The organism is Salinibacterium sp. ZJ70, from assembly GCF_011751865.2.
Lineage (GTDB): Bacteria > Actinomycetota > Actinomycetes > Actinomycetales > Microbacteriaceae > Homoserinibacter.
The window spans coordinates 86,924-104,780 of the sequence record NZ_CP061770.1; the positions used below are offsets into that span (position 1 = coordinate 86,924).

General features: G+C 70.3%; 19 protein-coding genes. 9 read left to right on the forward strand and 10 right to left on the reverse strand.

Annotated features, from left to right (window positions below):
- Positions 1 to 40: 40 nt before the first annotated feature.
- Complete coding sequence (locus tag HCR12_RS00455; RefSeq protein WP_166868374.1) at positions 41 to 883, reverse strand: helix-turn-helix transcriptional regulator; 843 nt, start codon at positions 881 to 883, stop codon at positions 41 to 43.
- Positions 884 to 939: 56 nt separating this feature from the next.
- Here HCR12_RS00455 and HCR12_RS00460 point away from each other — a divergent pair, with 56 nt between their 5' ends.
- The gene (locus HCR12_RS00460; RefSeq protein ID WP_224763548.1) at positions 940 to 1,242 is read left to right on the forward strand and encodes an SDR family oxidoreductase; all 303 of its coding nucleotides are present in this window, start codon (positions 940 to 942) and stop codon (positions 1,240 to 1,242) included.
- A gap of 33 nt (positions 1,243 to 1,275) precedes the next feature.
- Here the strand turns inward: HCR12_RS00460 and HCR12_RS00465 are convergent, their stop codons facing one another.
- A complete protein-coding gene (locus HCR12_RS00465) occupies positions 1,276 to 2,112 on the reverse strand; it encodes an exodeoxyribonuclease III (protein WP_166868376.1) in 837 nt (278 codons plus the stop codon).
- A gap of 40 nt (positions 2,113 to 2,152) precedes the next feature.
- On the opposite strand from HCR12_RS00465, the gene HCR12_RS00470 reads away from it, so the two are divergent.
- The 3 genes from HCR12_RS00470 to HCR12_RS00480 are packed head-to-tail and all read left to right on the forward strand — an operon-like array spanning position 2,153 to position 5,302.
- On the forward strand, positions 2,153 to 2,902 hold the full coding sequence (locus HCR12_RS00470; RefSeq protein ID WP_166868377.1) for a hypothetical protein: 750 nt from the start codon (positions 2,153 to 2,155) through the stop codon (positions 2,900 to 2,902).
- 50 nt (positions 2,903 to 2,952) lie between these two features.
- Positions 2,953 to 3,507 (forward strand): orotate phosphoribosyltransferase, encoded by a 555-nt coding sequence (gene pyrE / locus HCR12_RS00475; RefSeq protein ID WP_167050679.1) that lies wholly within the window; start codon positions 2,953 to 2,955, stop codon positions 3,505 to 3,507.
- 25 nt (positions 3,508 to 3,532) lie between these two features.
- The gene (locus HCR12_RS00480) at positions 3,533 to 5,302 is read left to right on the forward strand and encodes a septum formation family protein (protein ID WP_166868382.1); all 1,770 of its coding nucleotides are present in this window, start codon (positions 3,533 to 3,535) and stop codon (positions 5,300 to 5,302) included.
- A gap of 64 nt (positions 5,303 to 5,366) precedes the next feature.
- Here HCR12_RS00480 and HCR12_RS00485 read toward each other — a convergent pair whose 3' ends face one another.
- The 3 genes from HCR12_RS00485 to HCR12_RS00495 form a co-directional block, all read right to left on the reverse strand.
- Positions 5,367 to 6,152, reverse strand: a complete 786-nt coding sequence (locus tag HCR12_RS00485; RefSeq protein ID WP_166868384.1) for an HAD-IIA family hydrolase — start codon at positions 6,150 to 6,152, stop codon at positions 5,367 to 5,369.
- A gap of 63 nt (positions 6,153 to 6,215) precedes the next feature.
- Positions 6,216 to 7,430, reverse strand: a complete 1,215-nt coding sequence (locus HCR12_RS00490; protein ID WP_166868386.1) for a cobalamin-independent methionine synthase II family protein — start codon at positions 7,428 to 7,430, stop codon at positions 6,216 to 6,218.
- 149 nt (positions 7,431 to 7,579) lie between these two features.
- Positions 7,580 to 8,533, reverse strand: coding sequence for a DNA-methyltransferase (locus HCR12_RS00495; RefSeq protein ID WP_166868388.1), 954 nt, complete (start codon positions 8,531 to 8,533; stop codon positions 7,580 to 7,582).
- A gap of 112 nt (positions 8,534 to 8,645) precedes the next feature.
- Here HCR12_RS00495 and HCR12_RS00500 point away from each other — a divergent pair, with 112 nt between their 5' ends.
- Positions 8,646 to 9,278, forward strand: coding sequence for a TrmH family RNA methyltransferase (locus HCR12_RS00500; protein WP_370589318.1), 633 nt, complete (start codon positions 8,646 to 8,648; stop codon positions 9,276 to 9,278).
- A gap of 72 nt (positions 9,279 to 9,350) precedes the next feature.
- Positions 9,351 to 10,637, forward strand: coding sequence for an adenylosuccinate synthase (locus HCR12_RS00505; protein WP_166868392.1), 1,287 nt, complete (start codon positions 9,351 to 9,353; stop codon positions 10,635 to 10,637).
- Positions 10,638 to 10,899: 262 nt separating this feature from the next.
- Here the strand turns inward: HCR12_RS00505 and HCR12_RS00510 are convergent, their stop codons facing one another.
- The 4 genes from HCR12_RS00510 to HCR12_RS00525 are packed head-to-tail and all read right to left on the reverse strand — an operon-like array spanning position 10,900 to position 14,664.
- Positions 10,900 to 12,354, reverse strand: a complete 1,455-nt coding sequence (locus tag HCR12_RS00510) for a sodium/solute symporter (RefSeq protein WP_166868394.1) — start codon at positions 12,352 to 12,354, stop codon at positions 10,900 to 10,902.
- Positions 12,351 to 12,695 carry a DUF485 domain-containing protein gene (locus HCR12_RS00515; protein WP_166868395.1) on the reverse strand — a complete coding sequence of 115 codons (345 nt, stop codon included), beginning with the start codon at positions 12,693 to 12,695 and terminating at the stop codon, positions 12,351 to 12,353. Before HCR12_RS00515 ends, HCR12_RS00510 begins: the two co-directional genes overlap by 4 nt.
- A 50-nt stretch (positions 12,696 to 12,745) precedes the next feature.
- Positions 12,746 to 13,477 (reverse strand): LytR/AlgR family response regulator transcription factor, encoded by a 732-nt coding sequence (locus HCR12_RS00520; protein WP_166868397.1) that lies wholly within the window; start codon positions 13,475 to 13,477, stop codon positions 12,746 to 12,748.
- On the reverse strand, positions 13,474 to 14,664 hold the full coding sequence (locus tag HCR12_RS00525; RefSeq protein ID WP_166868399.1) for a sensor histidine kinase: 1,191 nt from the start codon (positions 14,662 to 14,664) through the stop codon (positions 13,474 to 13,476). The genes HCR12_RS00520 and HCR12_RS00525 overlap by 4 nt, the downstream gene beginning before the upstream one ends.
- Before the next feature lie 172 nt (positions 14,665 to 14,836).
- Here HCR12_RS00525 and HCR12_RS00530 point away from each other — a divergent pair, with 172 nt between their 5' ends.
- The 3 genes from HCR12_RS00530 (at position 14,837) to HCR12_RS00540 (ending at position 17,516) form a co-directional block, all read left to right on the forward strand.
- Positions 14,837 to 15,184 carry a DUF485 domain-containing protein gene (locus HCR12_RS00530; RefSeq protein WP_166868401.1) on the forward strand — a complete coding sequence of 116 codons (348 nt, stop codon included), beginning with the start codon at positions 14,837 to 14,839 and terminating at the stop codon, positions 15,182 to 15,184.
- Positions 15,181 to 16,794, forward strand: coding sequence for a solute symporter family protein (locus HCR12_RS00535; protein ID WP_166868403.1), 1,614 nt, complete (start codon positions 15,181 to 15,183; stop codon positions 16,792 to 16,794). Before HCR12_RS00530 ends, HCR12_RS00535 begins: the two co-directional genes overlap by 4 nt.
- An 83-nt stretch (positions 16,795 to 16,877) precedes the next feature.
- The gene (locus HCR12_RS00540; RefSeq protein WP_166868406.1) at positions 16,878 to 17,516 is read left to right on the forward strand and encodes a GNAT family N-acetyltransferase; all 639 of its coding nucleotides are present in this window, start codon (positions 16,878 to 16,880) and stop codon (positions 17,514 to 17,516) included.
- Positions 17,517 to 17,579: 63 nt separating this feature from the next.
- On the opposite strand, the gene HCR12_RS00545 is transcribed toward HCR12_RS00540, so the two are convergent.
- On the reverse strand, positions 17,580 to 17,795 hold the full coding sequence (locus HCR12_RS00545) for an antitoxin (protein WP_166868408.1): 216 nt from the start codon (positions 17,793 to 17,795) through the stop codon (positions 17,580 to 17,582).
- Positions 17,796 to 17,857: the final 62 nt, after the last annotated feature.

Below are 17,857 nucleotides of genomic sequence, written 5' to 3' on the forward strand. Positions count from 1 at the left end.
AGACTATGCCTCACATACCGTTCTGCACACCCCCCGCGCGTCAGGTGGTGCGGAAGCTCTGCGTGCCGAGCACGGTCAGCAGAGCGAGCTTCTCGGCATCCGGCGACCCGGGCGCAGCGGTGAAGACGAGCAGGCGCTGACCGGTCTCGGTGTCGACGAGCGTCTGACAGTCGAGGGTCATGGTGCCGAGCTCGGGGTGCACGAGGCGTTTCGTTCGCGGATGCTTCTCGGTCACCTCGTGCGCGGCCCAGAGATCGGCGAACTCGGTGCTCGACTCGAGGAGCGACTGCACGACGTGCGCCGCGCGCGCCTGGCTGCCGGGTCGAGCGGACGCGGCCCGCAGCTCGGAGACGAACACGTGCCCGTGCCCCGCGCGATCCTCTGCAGGGTAGATCTCGCGCGAGCGCGGGTCGGTGAACCAGCGGTACACGGTGATCCGGTCGAAGTCGCGCAGGCTGTCGGCGTCGCCGAGCAGCGCTTTCGCCGGGGGCGTCTGCACGAGCGTCTCGCCCAGGTCGCTCATGATCTGGGCGGGCGTGTCGGCGAGACGATCGAGGATGCGCAGCATCGAGGTTGGCACCTGCGTGCTGCCGGCACCGCGCTCAGGCGCCGGATGCCCGGCGAGCCGGAAGAGGTAGTCGATCGCGTCGGCGTCGAGTCGCAGCGCGCGCGAGAGCGAGGTGAGGATCTGCGGCGACGGCTGCGGGCCGCGCGCCTGCTCGAGTCGGTGCAGGTAGTCGGTCGACATCATCGCGAGCTGGGCGACCTCTTCGCGCCGCAGGCCCGGCGTCCGTCGGCGCACGCCGGGCGGGAGCCCCACGTCCTCGGGGTGCAGCGCCTCGCGCCTCGAGCGGAGGAACTGCGCAAGCTGTTCGCGATCCATGCCTCATCCTCTCTCCCGATCCGCGTGCGATCCAGGGATCGCCGATCCCCGGACGAGTGCGGCCTGGTTGCCGCGCGGCGGAGGGTCGAGCCTGGGGCCATGACCGAATCGCGCCGCTGCTCGCCGACGGCGGCGGCCTCACCGTCAACGTCATCGCCCCCGGCGCCACCGCGACCGACTTCGCGGGCGGGGCGCTGCTCAGCAACGCGCAGTACCGCGCGATGATCGAGGCGACCGTGGCGCTCGGGCGCGTGGGCGAGCCCGACGACATCGGGGCGGCCGTCGCTGCCGTGCTCGACCCGCGGATGGGATGGGTCACCGGTCAGCGCATCGAAGTATCCGGAGGGCAGCGGCTGTAGCGCGTCGAGCACGTATCGCCGCGCTGCGCCCGCCTAGAAGATCATCGGGCGGTCGTCGTCGTCCGCATCCAGTTCGAGGTCGACGACCACCGGCACGTGGTCGCTCGGGCCGTCGCCCTTGCGCTCGTCACGGTGGATGGATGCGTCGACCACGAGATCCGCGAACGCGCGCGAGCCGAGGATGAAGTCGATGCGGAGCCCCTCATTGCGGGGGAAGCGCAGCTGCTTGTAGTCCCAGTAGGTGTAGCCCTCGGGCACGATCGGGCGCACCACATCCGTGAGCCCGGCCTTCTCGAATGCGCTGAACGCGCTGCGCTCCGGCGGCGAGATGTGGGTGGAGACGCCGGGAGTGAACGTCGGGTCGCCGACATCCGAATCCAGTGGCGCGATGTTGAAGTCGCCCATGAGCGCGAGTGGCAGGTCGGGGTTCCGGGTGAGCCAGTCGTGCACGTTGCCGGTGAGCGTCGCGAGCCAGTCGAGCTTGTACGCGTAGTGCGGATCGTCGAGCGCGCGGCCGTTCGGCACATACAGGCTCCAGAGGCGCAGGCCCTCGATCGTCGCGCCGATGGCGCGCGCCTCGATGGGCAGGTCGTGGCCCTCATGGCCCTTCAGGAACCCGGGCTGATCGGGGAAGCCGATCTCCACATCCTCGATCGGCAGGCGCGACGCGATCGCGACGCCGTTCCACTGGTTGAGTCCGTGCAGCACCACCTCGTAGCCGGCGTCCTCGAACGCCTGCATCGGGAACTGCTCGGGCTTGCACTTGATCTCCTGGAAGGCGACGACATCGATGTCCTCGCGCACCATCCAGTCGATGGCGCGGGCATAGCGGGTGCGGATCGAGTTGATGTTCCAGGTGGCGATGCGCATGGCTCCACGCTAGCGCCCTGATCCGTGGGACCCTGTGGCGGTGACGATGAAGAACGAGCTCGCCGAGAAGAAGCGAAACGAGCGGGGTGTGCGCGAATTCAGGATCAGCCTTCGACGCGCGTTCAGCATCCCGGTGTTGGCCGGCATCGTCGGGTTCGCACTGGTCGTGGTATGGGGCATGTTCGAGTCCGCCGCCGACCCGGACGGAGACACCCGGTGGGGCTACGTCGTTCTCCTGTCGCCCGTCGCCCCCACCGTGTTCGCCGTACTCCTGCTGGCGTTCTCCCGGCGTCCGGGAATCGTCAGGGAGGGCCTGCAGCGCTCCCTGTTCGTGAGCCTGCCCGTCGGGCTGCTGTACGGCGTCGTCGTGGGCGTCGTCTTCGAACTGCCCGTCTTCCGCGAGGCGATCGTCTTCGGACGCGACGGCGGCCATTCCATGTGGCCGGAGGGCATCGGCAACCCGTTCCTCGCGCCGGCGATCGGCGGCGCAGGTTTCGCGCTGCTCGCCGGCGCCGCTGCGGTCGTCTGGCTGCTCCTGCCCCTCGTCGCGATCCTGCGGCCGGAAGACCTGGGACCCCGCGGCCGGGGCACCCGCGACGAACACGGCCGCTACCGCCGCGCGCTGGTGAGCTACGTGCGACTCAACGTGGCTGTGATCGACGTGGTGCTTCTCACGGCCATCGCGTTCCCGCTCGAATGGCATCCGTGGTCGTGGATCGGCGTCGCGGCGAGTGTCGTGCTCGTCGTGCTGCTCTTCCGGCAGGGACGAATCGCGTTCGCGAAGTGGTGAGTCCCCGCTCAGAATCCGCTCCTGGGCCCTGGCGCTCTAGGCTGGTGGGCGTGACTGACGCCCGCACCCAGCTCATCGAGTACATCAAGAACGATGCCGTCTTCCACGGCGATTTCACGCTCACGAGCGGCAAGAAGGCCACCTACTACATCGACCTGCGCAAGCTGAGCCTCGACCACCGCGCGGCTCCCCTCATCGGCCAGGTCATGACCGACCTCATCGCCGCCATCCCGGATGTCGCGGCGGTCGGCGGTCTCACCATGGGTGCCGACCCGATCGCCTCCGCCGTGCTGCACCAGGCGGCCGCCCGCGGGCTCGCCTACGACGCCTTCGTGGTGCGCAAGGAGCCGAAGGATCACGGACGCGGACGCCAGGTCGAGGGACCGGACCTTGCCGGCAAGCGCGTCATCGTGCTCGAAGACACCTCGACGACCGGCGGCTCGCCGCTCAAGGCCATCGAGGCGCTCGAGAAGGTCGGCGCTGAGGTCGTGGCCGTCGCGGTCGTCGTCGACCGGGCCACCGATGCGCAGGCGCGCATCGAAGCCGCCGGCTACCCCTACCTGGCGGCGATCCGGCTCGCCGACCTGGGCCTCGAGCCGCAGTGACCCCCGACCCCCGACGAGACCGACGATGACCGATCGACCCGATGACGAGTTGACGCCGAGCGACTGGCTCGCCGCGCAGTTCCCGAAGCCCGCTGGCGACCCGCCGACGACTCCCACGCCGACCCCGACCACGCCGCCGTCTGGCGTACCCGGGGCGGGTGCCCCCGCCGCGGGTGCGGTCCCACCCCCCGCGGCGCCGCCCACCTTCCAGAGTCCGCTCGTGAACCCCTTCACGACCCCGCAGGCGCAGCAGTACCAGCAGCCGCTCGTGTCGCAGCCTGCGCCCTCCCAGCCCGCACCGTCGCAGCCTGCTGCACCGCAGACGCCTCCGGTGCAGGTGCCGCCCACGATCCAGCAGCCCGTGGTGCAGCCCCCTGCCTCGCCGCTGGCAGCCGCGTCCGCACCGCAGCCACCGTCGACCGAGCCGCAGAACGCCGCGCCCGGCGGGTTCGCGTGGGGGCTCGCGCCGGGCGGATCCGTGCCGCCCGCGGCTGCGACGACTCCGCCGCCCGCAGCTCCGGCTTCACCCGATGCGGGTGCGCCTCTTCCGCCTCCCGTCGGCGCCCCGGCCTTCCCTTTCGCCGCTCCCGACTCCCCGTCAGCGAACCCGATCTCGTCGACGCCGCCCGTGGCATCGACGCCGCCCTCACCGGCCTTCGCTGGCCCGCCCGCCGCGAGCGTGCCGCCCGCCGCGAGCGTGCCTCCTGCATTCGGCGTGCCTTCTGTCGCGAGCGTTCCTCCTGCGGCCTCGGGTCCGGTCGCTCCGTCGGCGATGCCCGCGCCCACGCCGCCGCCGCTCATCGAGCCGCCCGCAGCGGAAGCCGCCCCGCCCACAGCCTGGACGCCGAGCTTCGACCTGCCGGCACCCGCGCCGGCGACGTCGTCCGCGCCCCCGCAGCCGCCGTCGTGGGAGCAGCCGACGCAGGCGATCTCGTTCCTGCCCGAGCCGACGCAGGCGATGCCGTCGCCCACCGTCGTGTATCCCGCGGTGCCCGACGATGGCCCGAGTGCCGCCGAGCTGCTCGGCGCGGCACCCGCACCTGCCGAGGCAGCCGTCGACCCCGCCGCCGCCGCGCCCGTCGACGACTCGGCCCTCGACTCGCTCTTCGGTGAGCAGAACTTCCGTGACTACGAGAGCGAGCCTCCCGTCGTCGTCGCCGAGCGCCCGCCGCTCGCCGATCGCGTGAACCCCGGCCACATCACGAAGCGCCAGAAGGTGCTGCTGTGGGTCGCGGGTGGCGTCGTGGCCGTGCTCGCGCTCGCGGCCCTGTTCCTGCTCGGCACGCGTCTGCCCGCGCTCACTGCCGCGGAGCCGACGCCCACCCCCACGGCGACCGAGACGGCTCCCACACCTGACCCGGAGCCCACAGCGCTGCCCGTCGGGCCCGTCGAGCCGGGCGAATACGCGTGGGACGAGCTGCTCGGCGGCGAGTGCATCGATCCGTACAACGATCCGTGGGTCGAGGAGTTCACGGTCGTCGACTGCGCCGAGCCGCACCGCGCCCAGATGGTGATGCGCGGAACGTTCGCCCCCTCTGCGGAGGGCGTCACCGACGATCCGTTCCCGGGCGCTGACGCGCTGCAGGGTCAGCTCTCGCTGCTGTGCTCGGCACCGGGCGTGATCGACCTCGCGGCAGCCGGGCAGTACCCCGATGTGCAGTTCCAGGGCTCCTACCCGCCGAACGAGGAACAGTGGGCCGCGGGCGACCGCACCTACTTCTGCTTCGTGAGCCGCGCGTCCGGCGAGCCGCTCGTCGGCTCGGTCGCGGTGCCTCAGGCCCCGCCCGCCGCCTGAGACGCACACGCCAGACGAAGAATGCCCCGCGATCGCTCGCGGGGCATTCTCACGTGACGGGGTGTCAGGGAAGCAGCTCGTGCACGCCCGGGAGGATCTCGTCGGGGCGGAACGGGTAGCGCTCGATCTCCTTCTGGTCACTGATGCCCGTGAGCACGAGGACCGTATGCAGGCCAGCCTCGATGCCGGCGACGATGTCGGTGTCCATGCGGTCGCCGATCATCGCGGTGGTCTCCGAGTGCGCGCCGATCTTGTTCATCGCCGAGCGGAACATCATCGGGTTCGGCTTGCCCACGATGTAGGGATCCTTGCCGGTCGCCTTCGTGATGAGCGCGGCGATCGCACCCGTCGCGGGAAGGACGCCCTCGGCCGAGGGGCCCGTCGCGTCGGGGTTCGTCGCGATGAAGCGCGCGCCGCCGATGATGAAGCGGATCGCCTTGGTGATCGCCTCGAACGAGTAGTTGCGCGTCTCGCCGACGACGACGAAGTCGGGGTTCGTCTCCGTCATCACGAAGCCCGCCTCGTGCATCGCTGTCGTGAGGCCCGCCTCACCCATGACGAACGCGGTGCCGCCGGGGATCTGGCTCTTGCAGAAATCGGCGGTCGCCAGGGCACTCGTCCAGATGCGCTCCTCGGGCACGTCGAGCCCGGATGCGCGGAGTCGCGCCGCGAGGTCGCGCGGCGTGAAGATCGAGTTGTTGGTGAGCACGAGGAACGGGGTGTCGGTGTCGACCCAGTGCTGGATGAGCTCGGGCGCTCCCGGCAGCGGCTGGTTCTCGTGCACGAGCACGCCGTCCATGTCCGTCAGCCAGCTCTGGACGTGCGCGCGGCCGTCGTGATGGGTGGTCATGCTCCCAGCGTATCGAGGTGAGCTCACCCCGATGGCCGCACCGCCCGTCCGCACGGCGGAGGGTCAGCCGAACAGACGCTCCGACGCGATCCGCGCCCCCTCGGTGAGCGAGGCGACCTTCGCCCAGGCGATGTCGGGGTGCACGCGACCGCCGAGTCCGCAGTCCGTCGAGGCGATGACGTTCTGAGGCCCGACGACCGAGGCGAACGCCTCGATGCGGTCGGCGACGAGCTCCGGATGCTCGACGACGTTCGTCGAGTGACCGACGACGCCGGGGAGGATCTTCTTGCCCGCGGGCAGCTCGACGTCGCGCCACAGCTTCCACTCGTGCTCGTGGCGGGCGTTCGCCGCCTCGAACGAGTACGCGCCCGCGTTCACGGAGAGCATGAGGTCGATGATGTGGCGGAACTCGAGATCCGTCGTGTGGGGACCGTGCCAGCTTCCCCAGCACAGGTGGTAGCGGATCTGATCCTGCGGCAGGTCGCGCAGCGCCCAGTTGAGCGCCTCGAGGTTCTCGCGTGAGAAGGCGCGGTAGTCCTCGATCGACGGCTCGGGGTTGATCTGGTCCCAGTTCTCGGCGAGCGAGGGGTCGTCGATCTGCAGCACGAGGCCCGCCTCGATGATCGCCACGTACTCCTCGCGGAGCGCCTCGGCCCACGCCCACACGTAGTCCTTCTCGGTGGCGTAGTGCTGGTTGAGCACGCGCGCCGCGGATCCGGGGGCGATGCTCGTGATGAACCCGGTCTCGAGGTCGTTCGCCGCGAGGGCGGCCTTGAGGTTGGCGATGTCGGCGGCGACAGCCTCCAGGCCGATGTAGCGCAGCGGCCCGGTGGCGCTCGGGAAGGGCGTCGCCACGCGTCCTGTGGGAACCGTCTCGGCGTCCGCATACACCGCGGGGAACGCGCCGCGATCGCGGCGGTCGGTGAACGACGTGAGGCGGATGTGCCCGGGCTCCGAGTGCACGGGGGCCTGGGTGAGGGCGTTCTCCTCGGTGAGGGAGAGGCCCGAGACGCGCTGGAACGAGTACGACCACCAGGCGCCGTAGTCGACGGCGCTCGACATCGCCTTGCCGAACTCGCCGTCGCCCACGAGCGTGAGTCCGGCGGCCTTCTGCTGGGCTACGAGCCCGCCCACGGCGTCGGCGACGAGTGCGTCGAACTCGGGGGTGCGCTGCAGGGTGAACCCGTCGTCGGCGAACGTGCGCGCGCGGTTCGCGGCGATCAGCTCGGGCGTGCGGGGGAGGCTGCCGGCGGTCGTGGTCTCGATGCGCCCTGTCATGAGCGACTCCTTTGCGTGTACGGCGGTGCCGTGTCGGATGGAATCGCAGGCGGTGTCCGGTTCGAACCCGGACGCGAGGCTTCGCGTGATGCTCTGCGTCCCTCCATCATGCGCCTGGTCACGGGTCGTGTGACAGCGGATGACGCGCGCTATATGGCGGCGGCGATCTCCGATGCGCCGATGTCGTCCGCGTCGTCCGCGTCGTCTGCATCCGCCGCGTCCGTCTCGATCGGCGTCTCGAGGATGCGCGCATGCGGCAGTCGGGAGCGCATCACCTCGACCGCGGCGAGGTTGGCGTCGATGAGCAGGAATCGCCGCTCGAGGTCGCGCGCGACCGCACCCATGGTGCCGGATCCGGCGAACATGTCGAGCACGGCGTCGCCCTTCTCGCTCGACGCGGCGACCATGCGACGGATGATGCCCTCGGGCTTCTGGGTGGGGTAGCCGGTGCGCTCGGCGCCGCCCGTGGCGACGATCGTGTGCCACCAGACGTCGGTCGGCAGCTTGCCGCGCTCCACCTTCTCGGGGGTGACGAGCCCCGGTGCCATGTAGGGCTCGCGATCCACCTCGGCGTTGTCGAAGTGGTAGAGCTCCGGATCCTTCACGTAGACGAGGATCGTGTCGTGTTTGGCCGGCCAGCGCTTGTTGGTCTTGCCGCCGAAGTCGTACGCCCAGATGAGCTCGTTGAGGAAGCACTCGCGCCCGAACAGGGCGTCGAGCGCCACCTTGGCGTAGTGCGCCTCGCGGTAGTCGAGGTGCAGGTAGAGGGTGCCGCGCTCGTCGAGCAGCCGCCACGCCTCGGCGAGCCGCGGTTCGAGGAAGCCCCAGTAGTCCTCGAAGCGGTCGTCGTAGCCGTAGAGGGTGCGCACGACGGTGCGGTAGCGGTTGCCGCCGAAGCCGTGCTTGGCGCCCTCCGGGTCGCGGATGGTGTCGACCGCGCGGTGCTTCTGGGTGCGCCCGGTGTTGAAGGGCGGATCGAGGTAGATGACGCGGAAGCTGCCGCTCGGCAGGCTGCGGACGACCTCGAGATTGTCACCCCACACGACGGTGTCGGGGCTGTGCGCGTGCCACGCATCCGGAGTCCAGATCGTGTCGGCGGGCATGGGCTGAGGTTAACAGCCCACACGGGGAGGGCCGCGCGAGGCGAGCCGGGTGTCGACCCGTCGCTCCCGAAGCCGACAGCTCCTCCTGTGCCAGGGGCCGTACCCTCGGATGGTGGACAACGAGTCGGATCGCGCACCCGTCGGCGTGGGGCCCTGGCCGGGCGGGCGTGGTGCCTGGCCGGTCGATGAGCGCTACGACCCCGAGCTGCTCGAGAACGGCGATGCGCGCAACGTCGTCGACCAGTACCGGTACTGGCGACTCGACGCGATCGTCGCCGACCTCGACGCGCGTCGGCACCCCTTCCACGTCGCGATCGAGAACTGGCAGCACGACCTCAACATCGGCTCCATCGTCCGCACCGCCAACGCCTTCCTCGCCGACGCCGTGCACATCATCGGCAACCGCCGGTGGAACCGCCGCGGCGCGATGGTCACCGACCGCTACCAGCACGTCATCCACCACCCGACGATCGAGGACTTCACCGCGTGGGCGCAGGGCGAAGGGCTCATGATCATCGCGGTCGACAACCTCGACGGGGCCGTGCCCGTCGACGCCTTCGCGATGCCCGAGCGGTGTGTGCTGCTCTTCGGCCAGGAGGGCCCAGGGCTCACGGATGCGGCGCTCGCCGCCGCCGACGCGCACGTCGAGATCCGTCAGTTCGGGTCGACGCGGAGCATCAACGCGGCGGCCGCGGCGGCCATCGTGATGCACGAATGGGTGCGGCAGCGGGTCCCCGCGAACTGACATCCGGCCTCCTCGCGCGGAACGTTCGATAGGCTGGGGTGTAATCCCCACTTCGAAACAAGGGAGACAGGCATGCCCGCAGTCGTTCTCATCGGCGCCCAATGGGGCGATGAAGGCAAGGGCAAGGCGACCGACCTGCTCGGCGACCGCGTCGACTACGTCGTCAAGTTCAATGGCGGCAACAACGCCGGCCACACCGTCGTCATCGGCGACCAGAAGTACGCGCTGCACCTGCTGCCGTCGGGCATCCTGAGCCCCGGTGTGACGCCCGTCATCGCCAACGGCGTCGTCGTCGACATCGAGGTGCTCTTCAGCGAGCTCGAGGCGCTCAGCGCCCGCGGCGTCGACGTCTCCAAGCTCCTCGTCTCGGCGAACGCCCACGTCATCACGCAGTACCACCGCACGATCGACAAGGTCACCGAGCGCTTCCTCGGCAAGCGTCAGATCGGCACCACCGGCCGCGGCATCGGCCCCGCCTACGCCGACAAGATCAACCGCGTCGGCATCCGGATGCAGGACCTCTTCGACGAGAACATCCTGCGTCAGAAGGTCGAGGGCGCCCTCGACGTCAAGAACCACCTGCTCGTCAAGGTCTACAACCGTCGCGCCATCACGGCCGACTCGGTCGTCGAGGACCTGCTGAGCTACGTCGACCGCCTGCGGCCGATGGTCGCCGACACCGCGCTCGAGCTCAACCGCGCGCTCGACGCTGGCAAGACGGTGCTCTTCGAGGGCGGCCAGGCCACGATGCTCGACGTCGACCACGGCACCTACCCGTTCGTCACGTCGTCGAATGCCACCTCCGGCGGCGCTGCCACCGGATCCGGTGTCGCCCCCAACCGCTTCGACCGCGTGATCGCCGTCGTCAAGGCGTACACGACGCGCGTCGGCGCGGGTCCGTTCCCCACGGAGCTCTTCGACGAGAGCGGCGAGTTCCTGCGCTCGGCTGGCTTCGAGTTCGGCACCACCACGGGTCGCCCCCGCCGCTGCGGCTGGTACGACGCCCCCATCGCGCGCTACTCGGCGCGCATCAACGGCGTCACCGACTTCGTGCTCACGAAGCTCGACGTGCTCACCGGCCTCGAGACGATCCCCGTGTGCGTCGCGTACGACGTCGACGGCGTCCGCTTCGACGAGGTGCCCGTCAACCAGTCCGACTTCCACCACGCGAAGCCCATCTACGAGGAGTTCCCCGGATGGTCGGAGGACATCACGGGTGTGCGCCGCTTCGAGGATCTGCCGAAGAACGCGCAGGACTACGTGCTCGCCGTGGAGGCGATGTCGGGTTCGCGCATCTCGGCTATCGGCGTCGGCCCCGGCCGCGACGCGATCGTCGTGCGTCACGACCTGCTCGACTGAGCTCGCTCTGATCTGACGAGGGCCCGGATGCTGCGCGCATCCGGGCCCTCTGCTTTCCCGTGGGGCTCCGGCGGCCTCTCCCTCGGTGAGGGGTCGCAAATGACAGGTCTCCCGGCGTGTCGCTGGTGATTTGCGACCCCTCCCCGGAACGCGGGGACCAGAGGGGACCAGAGGGGCGCAGAGGGGCGCGGAGGGGGCGGGGCGCGGAGGGGTGCCGGGACGCGGGGGCGGGGCGCGGAGGGACGAGCGAGCGGGGCGCGGGTCAGCGCTCGGGCACGTGGATGCGGGCGAGGAAGCGCTCGACGCCTCGCGGCGCCCGGCCGCGGTCAGCGCGCGACACGAGCACCATCACGAGCGCGGCGAGCGGCACCGACCATGCTGCGGGCTGCGCCAGCAGGTGCGCCGCCATCGTGTCTGCGGGCACCGCCCAGCCGAACAGGATCGCCCCACCGCACGCCACCGCGCCTGTGAGCATCCCCGCCACGGCCCCCCGCGCGGTGAGGCCACGCCACCAGATGCCGAGCACGAGCGCGGGGCAGAGCGTCGACGCTGTGAACGCGAAGACGAGCCCCACGGATCCGGCGAGCCCCGCCGACTCGGTGATGCCCGCGATCGCGAGCGGCACGAGCACCGAGCCGAGTGCGGCGATCCGGAACCCGCGCACCGAGCCCGCGAAGAGCTCCTGCGACACGACGCCCGCGAGCGAGACGACGAGCCCGGAACTCGTCGACAGGAACGCGCCGAACGCGCCCGCGATCACGAGTGCCGTCACGGCCTCCGCGAGCGGCGACGGCAGCACCGCGCGCGGCAGCAGCAGCACGAGCGCATCCGGATCGCCCGCAGCGAGCTCCGGCAGGAAGACACGCCCGAGCATCCCGATCGCGACCGGGAACAGGTAGAAGACGCTCAGCAGTCCCAACACGATGAGGGTCGTGCGCCTGGCCGCGCGGCCGTCGGGGTTCGTGTAGAACCGCACGAGAACATGCGGCAGGCCGAGGGTGCCGAGCAGCAGCGCGACCATGAGCGAGACGGTCCGGTAGATCGATTCCGGATCCGACACCGCGAACGGCGGGAACGCGTCGGCGACGGCGCGGGCATCCAGCTCCGCGCCCGGCTGCAGCAGCATGATGAACACGACCGGCGCGGCCACCGCCGTGAGCTTCAGCCAGTACTGGAACGCCTGCACGAAGGTGATGGAGCGCATGCCGCCCGCGGCCACCACGACGCCCACGATGACCGCGACGGCGACCGCGCCCGTCCAGCGCGGCAGCCCCGTCGTGATGCCGATGGTGAGGGCTGCCCCCTGCAGCTGCGGCACGATGTACAGCCACCCGATGAGGATCACGAGCACCGAGGTGACGCGGCGCACCGCACGGGATTCGAGCCGAGCCTCGGTGAAGTCCGGCACCGTGTACGCACCCGATCGCCGCAGCGGTGCCGCCACGAACAGCAGCAGCATGAGATACCCGGCGGTGTAGCCGATGGGGAACCACAGCGCCGCCTCGCCCTGCAGCAGCACGAGCCCGGCGATGCCCAGCACGCTCGCCGCCGACAGGTACTCGCCGCCGATCGCGGAGGCGTTGAGCCACGGACGCACGGTGCGGCTCGCCACGTAGAAGTCGCTCGTGGTGCGCGACAGGCGCACCCCGTAGAAGCCGATGAGCACGGTCGCGATCGTCACGGCGGCGATCGAGCCGTAGCCGAGCAGCGGGTTCATGCGTCGTCGTCCGCGTCGTCGGCGAGCGAACGGTAGCGGGCTTCGTTGCGGTTCGCGGCGCGTTCGTACAGCGCGGCGATCGCGAGGATCACGGGGAACAGCCCAGCGCCCAGCACGATCCAGGAGGCCGGGACGGCGCACACCCGCGCCTCGTCGAGCCAGGGCAGCAGCGTGAACACGGTCGGCACGGCGATGAGCACGACCCCGAACGCCACCGCGCACACGATCCCGAGTCGCCGCTGCGACCGGATGAGGGAGCGGATGTACAGCGCCGACGGATCGCTCGCCTCCGTGGTCGGGGCGGGGACCGGCGGCTCGGTGCCGGCTCGGGGGGCGGTCACGCGCACACGAGTGGGGCGGGGGGCCTCGACGTCCAGGTCAGGTGCGTCCGTCATCCGCCCGCCCGCAGTCGTCGGGTGTCGATCGCTTCGCGCAGCGCCGGCAGAAGGCGCCGCGAGACGGGCAGCTCGACGGCGCCGATCGTCACCGTCGCGCTGCCGGGCGTGCCCCGCAGCCGCGACACGTGGTCGAGCTGCACGAGGTACGAGCGGTGCACCCGCAGGAATCCCGCCTCAGCCCACTGGCGTTCCAGATCCGACAGCGGGATGCGCACCAGGTAGCTCGAATCCTCGGTGTGGAGGCGCGCGTAGTCGCCCTGAGCCTGCACGTAGCGCACGTCGTCGCGGCGGATCATGCGCGTGGTGCCGCCGAGCGTCACCGCCACGAGCTCGGGTCGCTGGATGGATCCGGTCGCCGTCGTGTGGCCGCCGTCGATGATCCGGTCGAGGGTGCGGGTGAGGCGCTCCAGCCGCACGGGTTTGAGCAGGTAGTCGACGGCTGCGAACTCGAACGCCGCGAGCGCCTGATCTTCGTCGGCGGTCACGAACACGAGGGCGGGGCGCTTCTCGAAGCGCGTGAGCGCCCGCGCGAGGTCGAAGCCCGACAGTCCCGGCATGTGGATGTCGAGGAACGCCGCATCCACGGTGCGCTCCGACAGCAGCCGCACCGCCTCCGCCCCCGACGCTGCCCGATGGATGGCTGTGATGCGCGGATCCTGCCCGAGCAGGTACGCGAGCTCGTCGAGCGCCGGCGGTTCGTCGTCGGCGATGAGCACCGAGATCATGCGACCAGCCTCCCCTGTCCCGCGCGCAGCGGCTGCGATTTCGGCACGCGCATCGACACGAGCGTGCCCGCACCGACGGCTGTGTCGACGACGAGACCGAACGAGTCGCCGTACACCTGCCGCAGGCGCGTGTCGACGTTGCGCAGGCCCACGTGGTCTCCCGCGCGCCCGGCGAGCACCGAGCGGGCGAACTCCGGATCGATGCCCACGCCGTCGTCTTCGACCGTGATGAGCGCGTAGGCGCCGTCATCCGTCGCGGTGATCGTGACGCGCCCGCCGCCCTCTTTGCGCTCGAGCCCGTGGCGCACCGCGTTCTCGACGAGCGGCTGCACCGACAGGAACGGGATGACCGTGGCGAGCAGCTCGGGCGCGATCTGCAGTGTCACCTGCAGGCGCTCGCCGAAGCGCGCCCGCTCGAGCCGCAGGTAGCCGTCGACGCTGCGCAGCTCTTCGGCGATCGTCGTGAAGTCGCCGTGGCGGCGGAAGCTGTAGCGGGTGAAGTCGGCGAATTCGACGACGAGCTCGCGGGCTTTCGCGGGGTCGGTGTGGATGAAGGAGGCGATCGCGGTGAGGGCGTTGTAGATGAAGTGGGGGCTGATCTGCGCGCGCAGCGCCTTCACCTCTGCTTCGGCGAGGGCGGTCCGCGACGCGTCGAGCTCCCCGAGCTCGAGCTGCATCGACACCCAGCGCGCCGCCTCCCCGACCGCCCGGATGAGGCCGGGTCGCGCCTTGCGCACGAACGCCACGAGCGTGCCGGCCCTCTCGCCTCCCCGCACGATCGGCGCCGAGACGGCATCCAGCGCGTCGCGGCCCTGGCCGGTGACTGCGCGATGCAGGTGCGGTTTCGACGCCGTGTGGGCGAGCGCGATCGGCACGGCGATGCGGCCCAGCTCATCGCGTCCGTCGACCGCGAGCAGCGCCTCGGTGTTCACGAGCGCGAGCGCCTCCACCTCGAGCATCGCGCGCAGGTCGCGGGCGGCACGCGTCGTGTCGCCCTCATCGAGGCCTGCCCGCAGGTGCTCGGCGGCCCGTGTGGCGAGGTGCAGCGTGGTGAAACGCGCCCGCTCCGCCTCCGTGCCCAGCTCGCCCTTGCCACGGGCAAGACGCCGAGCCACCAGATATCCGGCCACGCCGAGGAGCGCCACGGTGACTGCGATCACCAGCCCGCTCGACACCGATTCGGCCATTCCGTCACCTTAACCGTTCATTCATCGTGCGCGCACTGCCGTTCGTCGCACGCTCGCGTCCGTCCGGCGACGAGCAGCGGCAGGGAGATGCGTCGGCTGCGCTGCGGTTCCAGAGTGTTCCGCAGTCACACGAGACGGTCGCGCAATGGTGCGCGGCGGATGAGGAGAGACGATGGGCGACGAAGCCCCCACCCCAGTCGCAGAACAGGATGTCGACTTCGTCGCCATCCAGCAGTCCGAGAAATTCCAGGAGCTGCGCAAGCGGCACCGATCGTTCGTGTTCCCCGTGCTCGCGGTCGCGCTGCTCTGGTATCTCGCGTACGTGCTGCTCGCGGGCTACGCGCCCGAATTCATGGCGACGCCGGTCTTCGGGCTCGTCAATGTGGGACTTCTGATCGGTCTCGCGCAGGTCGTCACGACCTTCGCGATCACGATGATCTACGTCTCGTACGCCAACCGGAAGCTCGACCCCCTCGCTGAAGAGCTGCGCGAGGCCGCAACCTCGGAGGTCCGTCGATGACCCTGCCCACCGCCCAGATGGCCACCACCGCGCCCGGCGACCCCTGGCTCAACATCGCGATCTTCGGAGCCTTCGTGCTCGTGACGATGATCATCGTGTTCCGGGCCAGCCGGAACAACAAGACCGCCGCCGACTACTACGCCGCCGGCCGATCCTTCTCCGGGCCGCAGAACGGCACCGCGATCGCGGGCGACTACCTCTCCGCGGCGTCGTTCCTCGGCATCTGCGGCGCCATCGCGATCAACGGCTACGACGGGTTCCTCTACTCGATCGGCTTCCTCGTCGCCTGGCTCGTCGCTCTGCTGCTCGTCGCCGAGCTGCTGCGCAACACGGGCCGCTTCACGATGGCGGACGTGCTCTCGTTCCGTCTCAAGCAGAAGCCGGTGCGCATCGCCGCCGCGACCACGACCCTCGTGGTGTGCTTCTTCTACCTGCTCGCGCAGATGGCGGGAGCGGGCGGTCTCGTCTCGCTGCTGCTCGGGATCCCCGACAAGGTCGGTCAGGGCGTCGTCATCGCGGTCGTCGGCGCGCTCATGATCATCTACGTGCTCGTGGGTGGCATGAAGGGCACCACGTGGGTGCAGATCATCAAGGCGTTCCTGCTCATCGTGGGTGCGGGCGTCATGACGATCTGGGTGCTCGCGCTCAACGGCTTCAACCTCTCGACGCTGCTCGAGAACGCGGTCGCCATGGCCGGCAGCGACGACATCCTCGCGCCGGGCAAGCAGTACGGCCTCAGCGCGCTCACGCAGCTCGACTTCCTCTCGCTCGGCCTCGCGCTCGTGCTCGGCACCGCGGCCCTGCCGCACGTGCTGATGCGCTTCTACACGGTGCCGACGGCGAAGGAGGCGCGTCGCAGCGTCGTGTGGGCGATCTGGCTCATCGGCATCTTCTACGTGTTCACCCTCGTGCTCGGCTACGGCGCCGCCGCCCTCATCGGCGCGGAGACGATCAAGGCAGCTCCGGGCGGCGCGAACTCGGCGGCCCCGCTGCTCGCGTTCGAGCTCGGCGGGCCGCTGCTGCTGGGCCTCATCTCGGCGATCGCGTTCGCGACGATCCTCGCGGTGGTCGCGGGCCTCACGATCACGGCCGCCGCATCCTTCGCCCACGACATCTACGCGAGCGTCGTGAAGAAGGGCAAGGCGGATGCCACCGACGAGGTCAAGGTCGCGCGCCGCACCGTGGTGATCATCGGCATCGTCGCGATCCTCGGCGGCATCGCCGCGAACGGGCAGAATGTCGCGTTCCTGGTGGCGCTCGCGTTCGCGGTCGCCGCATCCGCGAACCTGCCGACGATCGTCTACTCGCTGTTCTGGAAGCGCTTCAACACGGCGGGCGCCCTGTGGTCGATGTACACGGGCCTCGGCTCGGCGATTCTCCTCATCGCGCTCTCGCCGGTCGTCTCGGGTGCTGAGACGTCGATGATCCCGGGTGCCGACTTCGCCATCTGGCCGTTGTCGAACCCCGGCATCGTGTCGATCCCGCTGGCGTTCCTCGCCGGATGGATCGCGACGCTCGTGTCGAAGTCCACGGAGGACCCGGCGAAGCAGTCCGAGATGGAGGTGCGTTCGCTCACCGGCATCGGAGCCGAGAAGGCCAGCTCCCACTGAGCTGCCTCTCCTGAGATCTCGGGGCGACCGGTCTGTGCCTGGACCGGTCGCCCCGAAGCATGTGCCGGTGATTGGATGGGCGGGTGACCGCGACCTCACCACCACGCGTGCCCCTCGCCGGCCGGTTCATCCGCCTCGATCCGTTCGCGCTCGATGATGTGCCCGCGCTCTGGCGGGCGCTCGGGCATCCGGAGGTGTTCGCGGGCGGATACGGCGGCGGCCCCGCCGGTCTCCCCGCGGATGAGGCCGCGTTCGCCGAGTGGGCGCCGCAGTACTTCCCGTACGCGAGCGGCAACACGTATGTCGTGCGGATCGCCTCCGGACCCCACGCCGGGGATGTGGTCGGAACCTCGACCCTCGCCGACTTCGAACCCCTGAACGGGGCCGCGCACATCGGATGGACGGCCTACGCTCCCTGGGTCTGGGGTACGCAGGTCAACGTCGAGGCGAAGCTGCTCCTTCTCGGCACCGCATTCGATCACGGATTCGGTCGGGTGAAGCTTCAGGCGGATGCGCTCAACGAGCGTTCCCGTGCCGCGATCGCGAAGCTCGGCGCGACCTTCGAGGGTGTCGCGCGCCGCGATCGGCCCCGGGCTGACGGCACGTGGCGCGACACCGCGATCTACTCGGTGCTGGCCGACGAGTGGCCTGAGGTGCGGGCGGGCCTCGAGCGCCGCCTCGCCGAGTGGGGCGACGCTCCCGTCAGCTACCTCGCGAGCTGAGGTCGGTCTTCGGATGCGCAGAGGCCCCGGACGCGATGTGCATCCGGGGCCTCTGCGTCGGCGTCATTCGGTGCCGACAGCCTTGTCCGCTGCGTCGCGCACGCCGTCGACCTGCTCGGCGAACTTGCCGCCCGTGAGCTTGTTGGCGAAGTCGGCGGCCGCGTCGAGTGCGGTGTCGCTGATGCCCTCTGCCTGTTCGCTCTTGAGCGCCGCCGCGATGGTGTCCTTGTTCTGCTCGAAGAGGCCGGAGGCCTGCTTGGCGAGATCGTCGAGTCCCATGGTGTCCTCTGTCTGTCGGGGCTTCGCGGGTGAAGCCGTCGACACGATCGTAGGTGGATGAG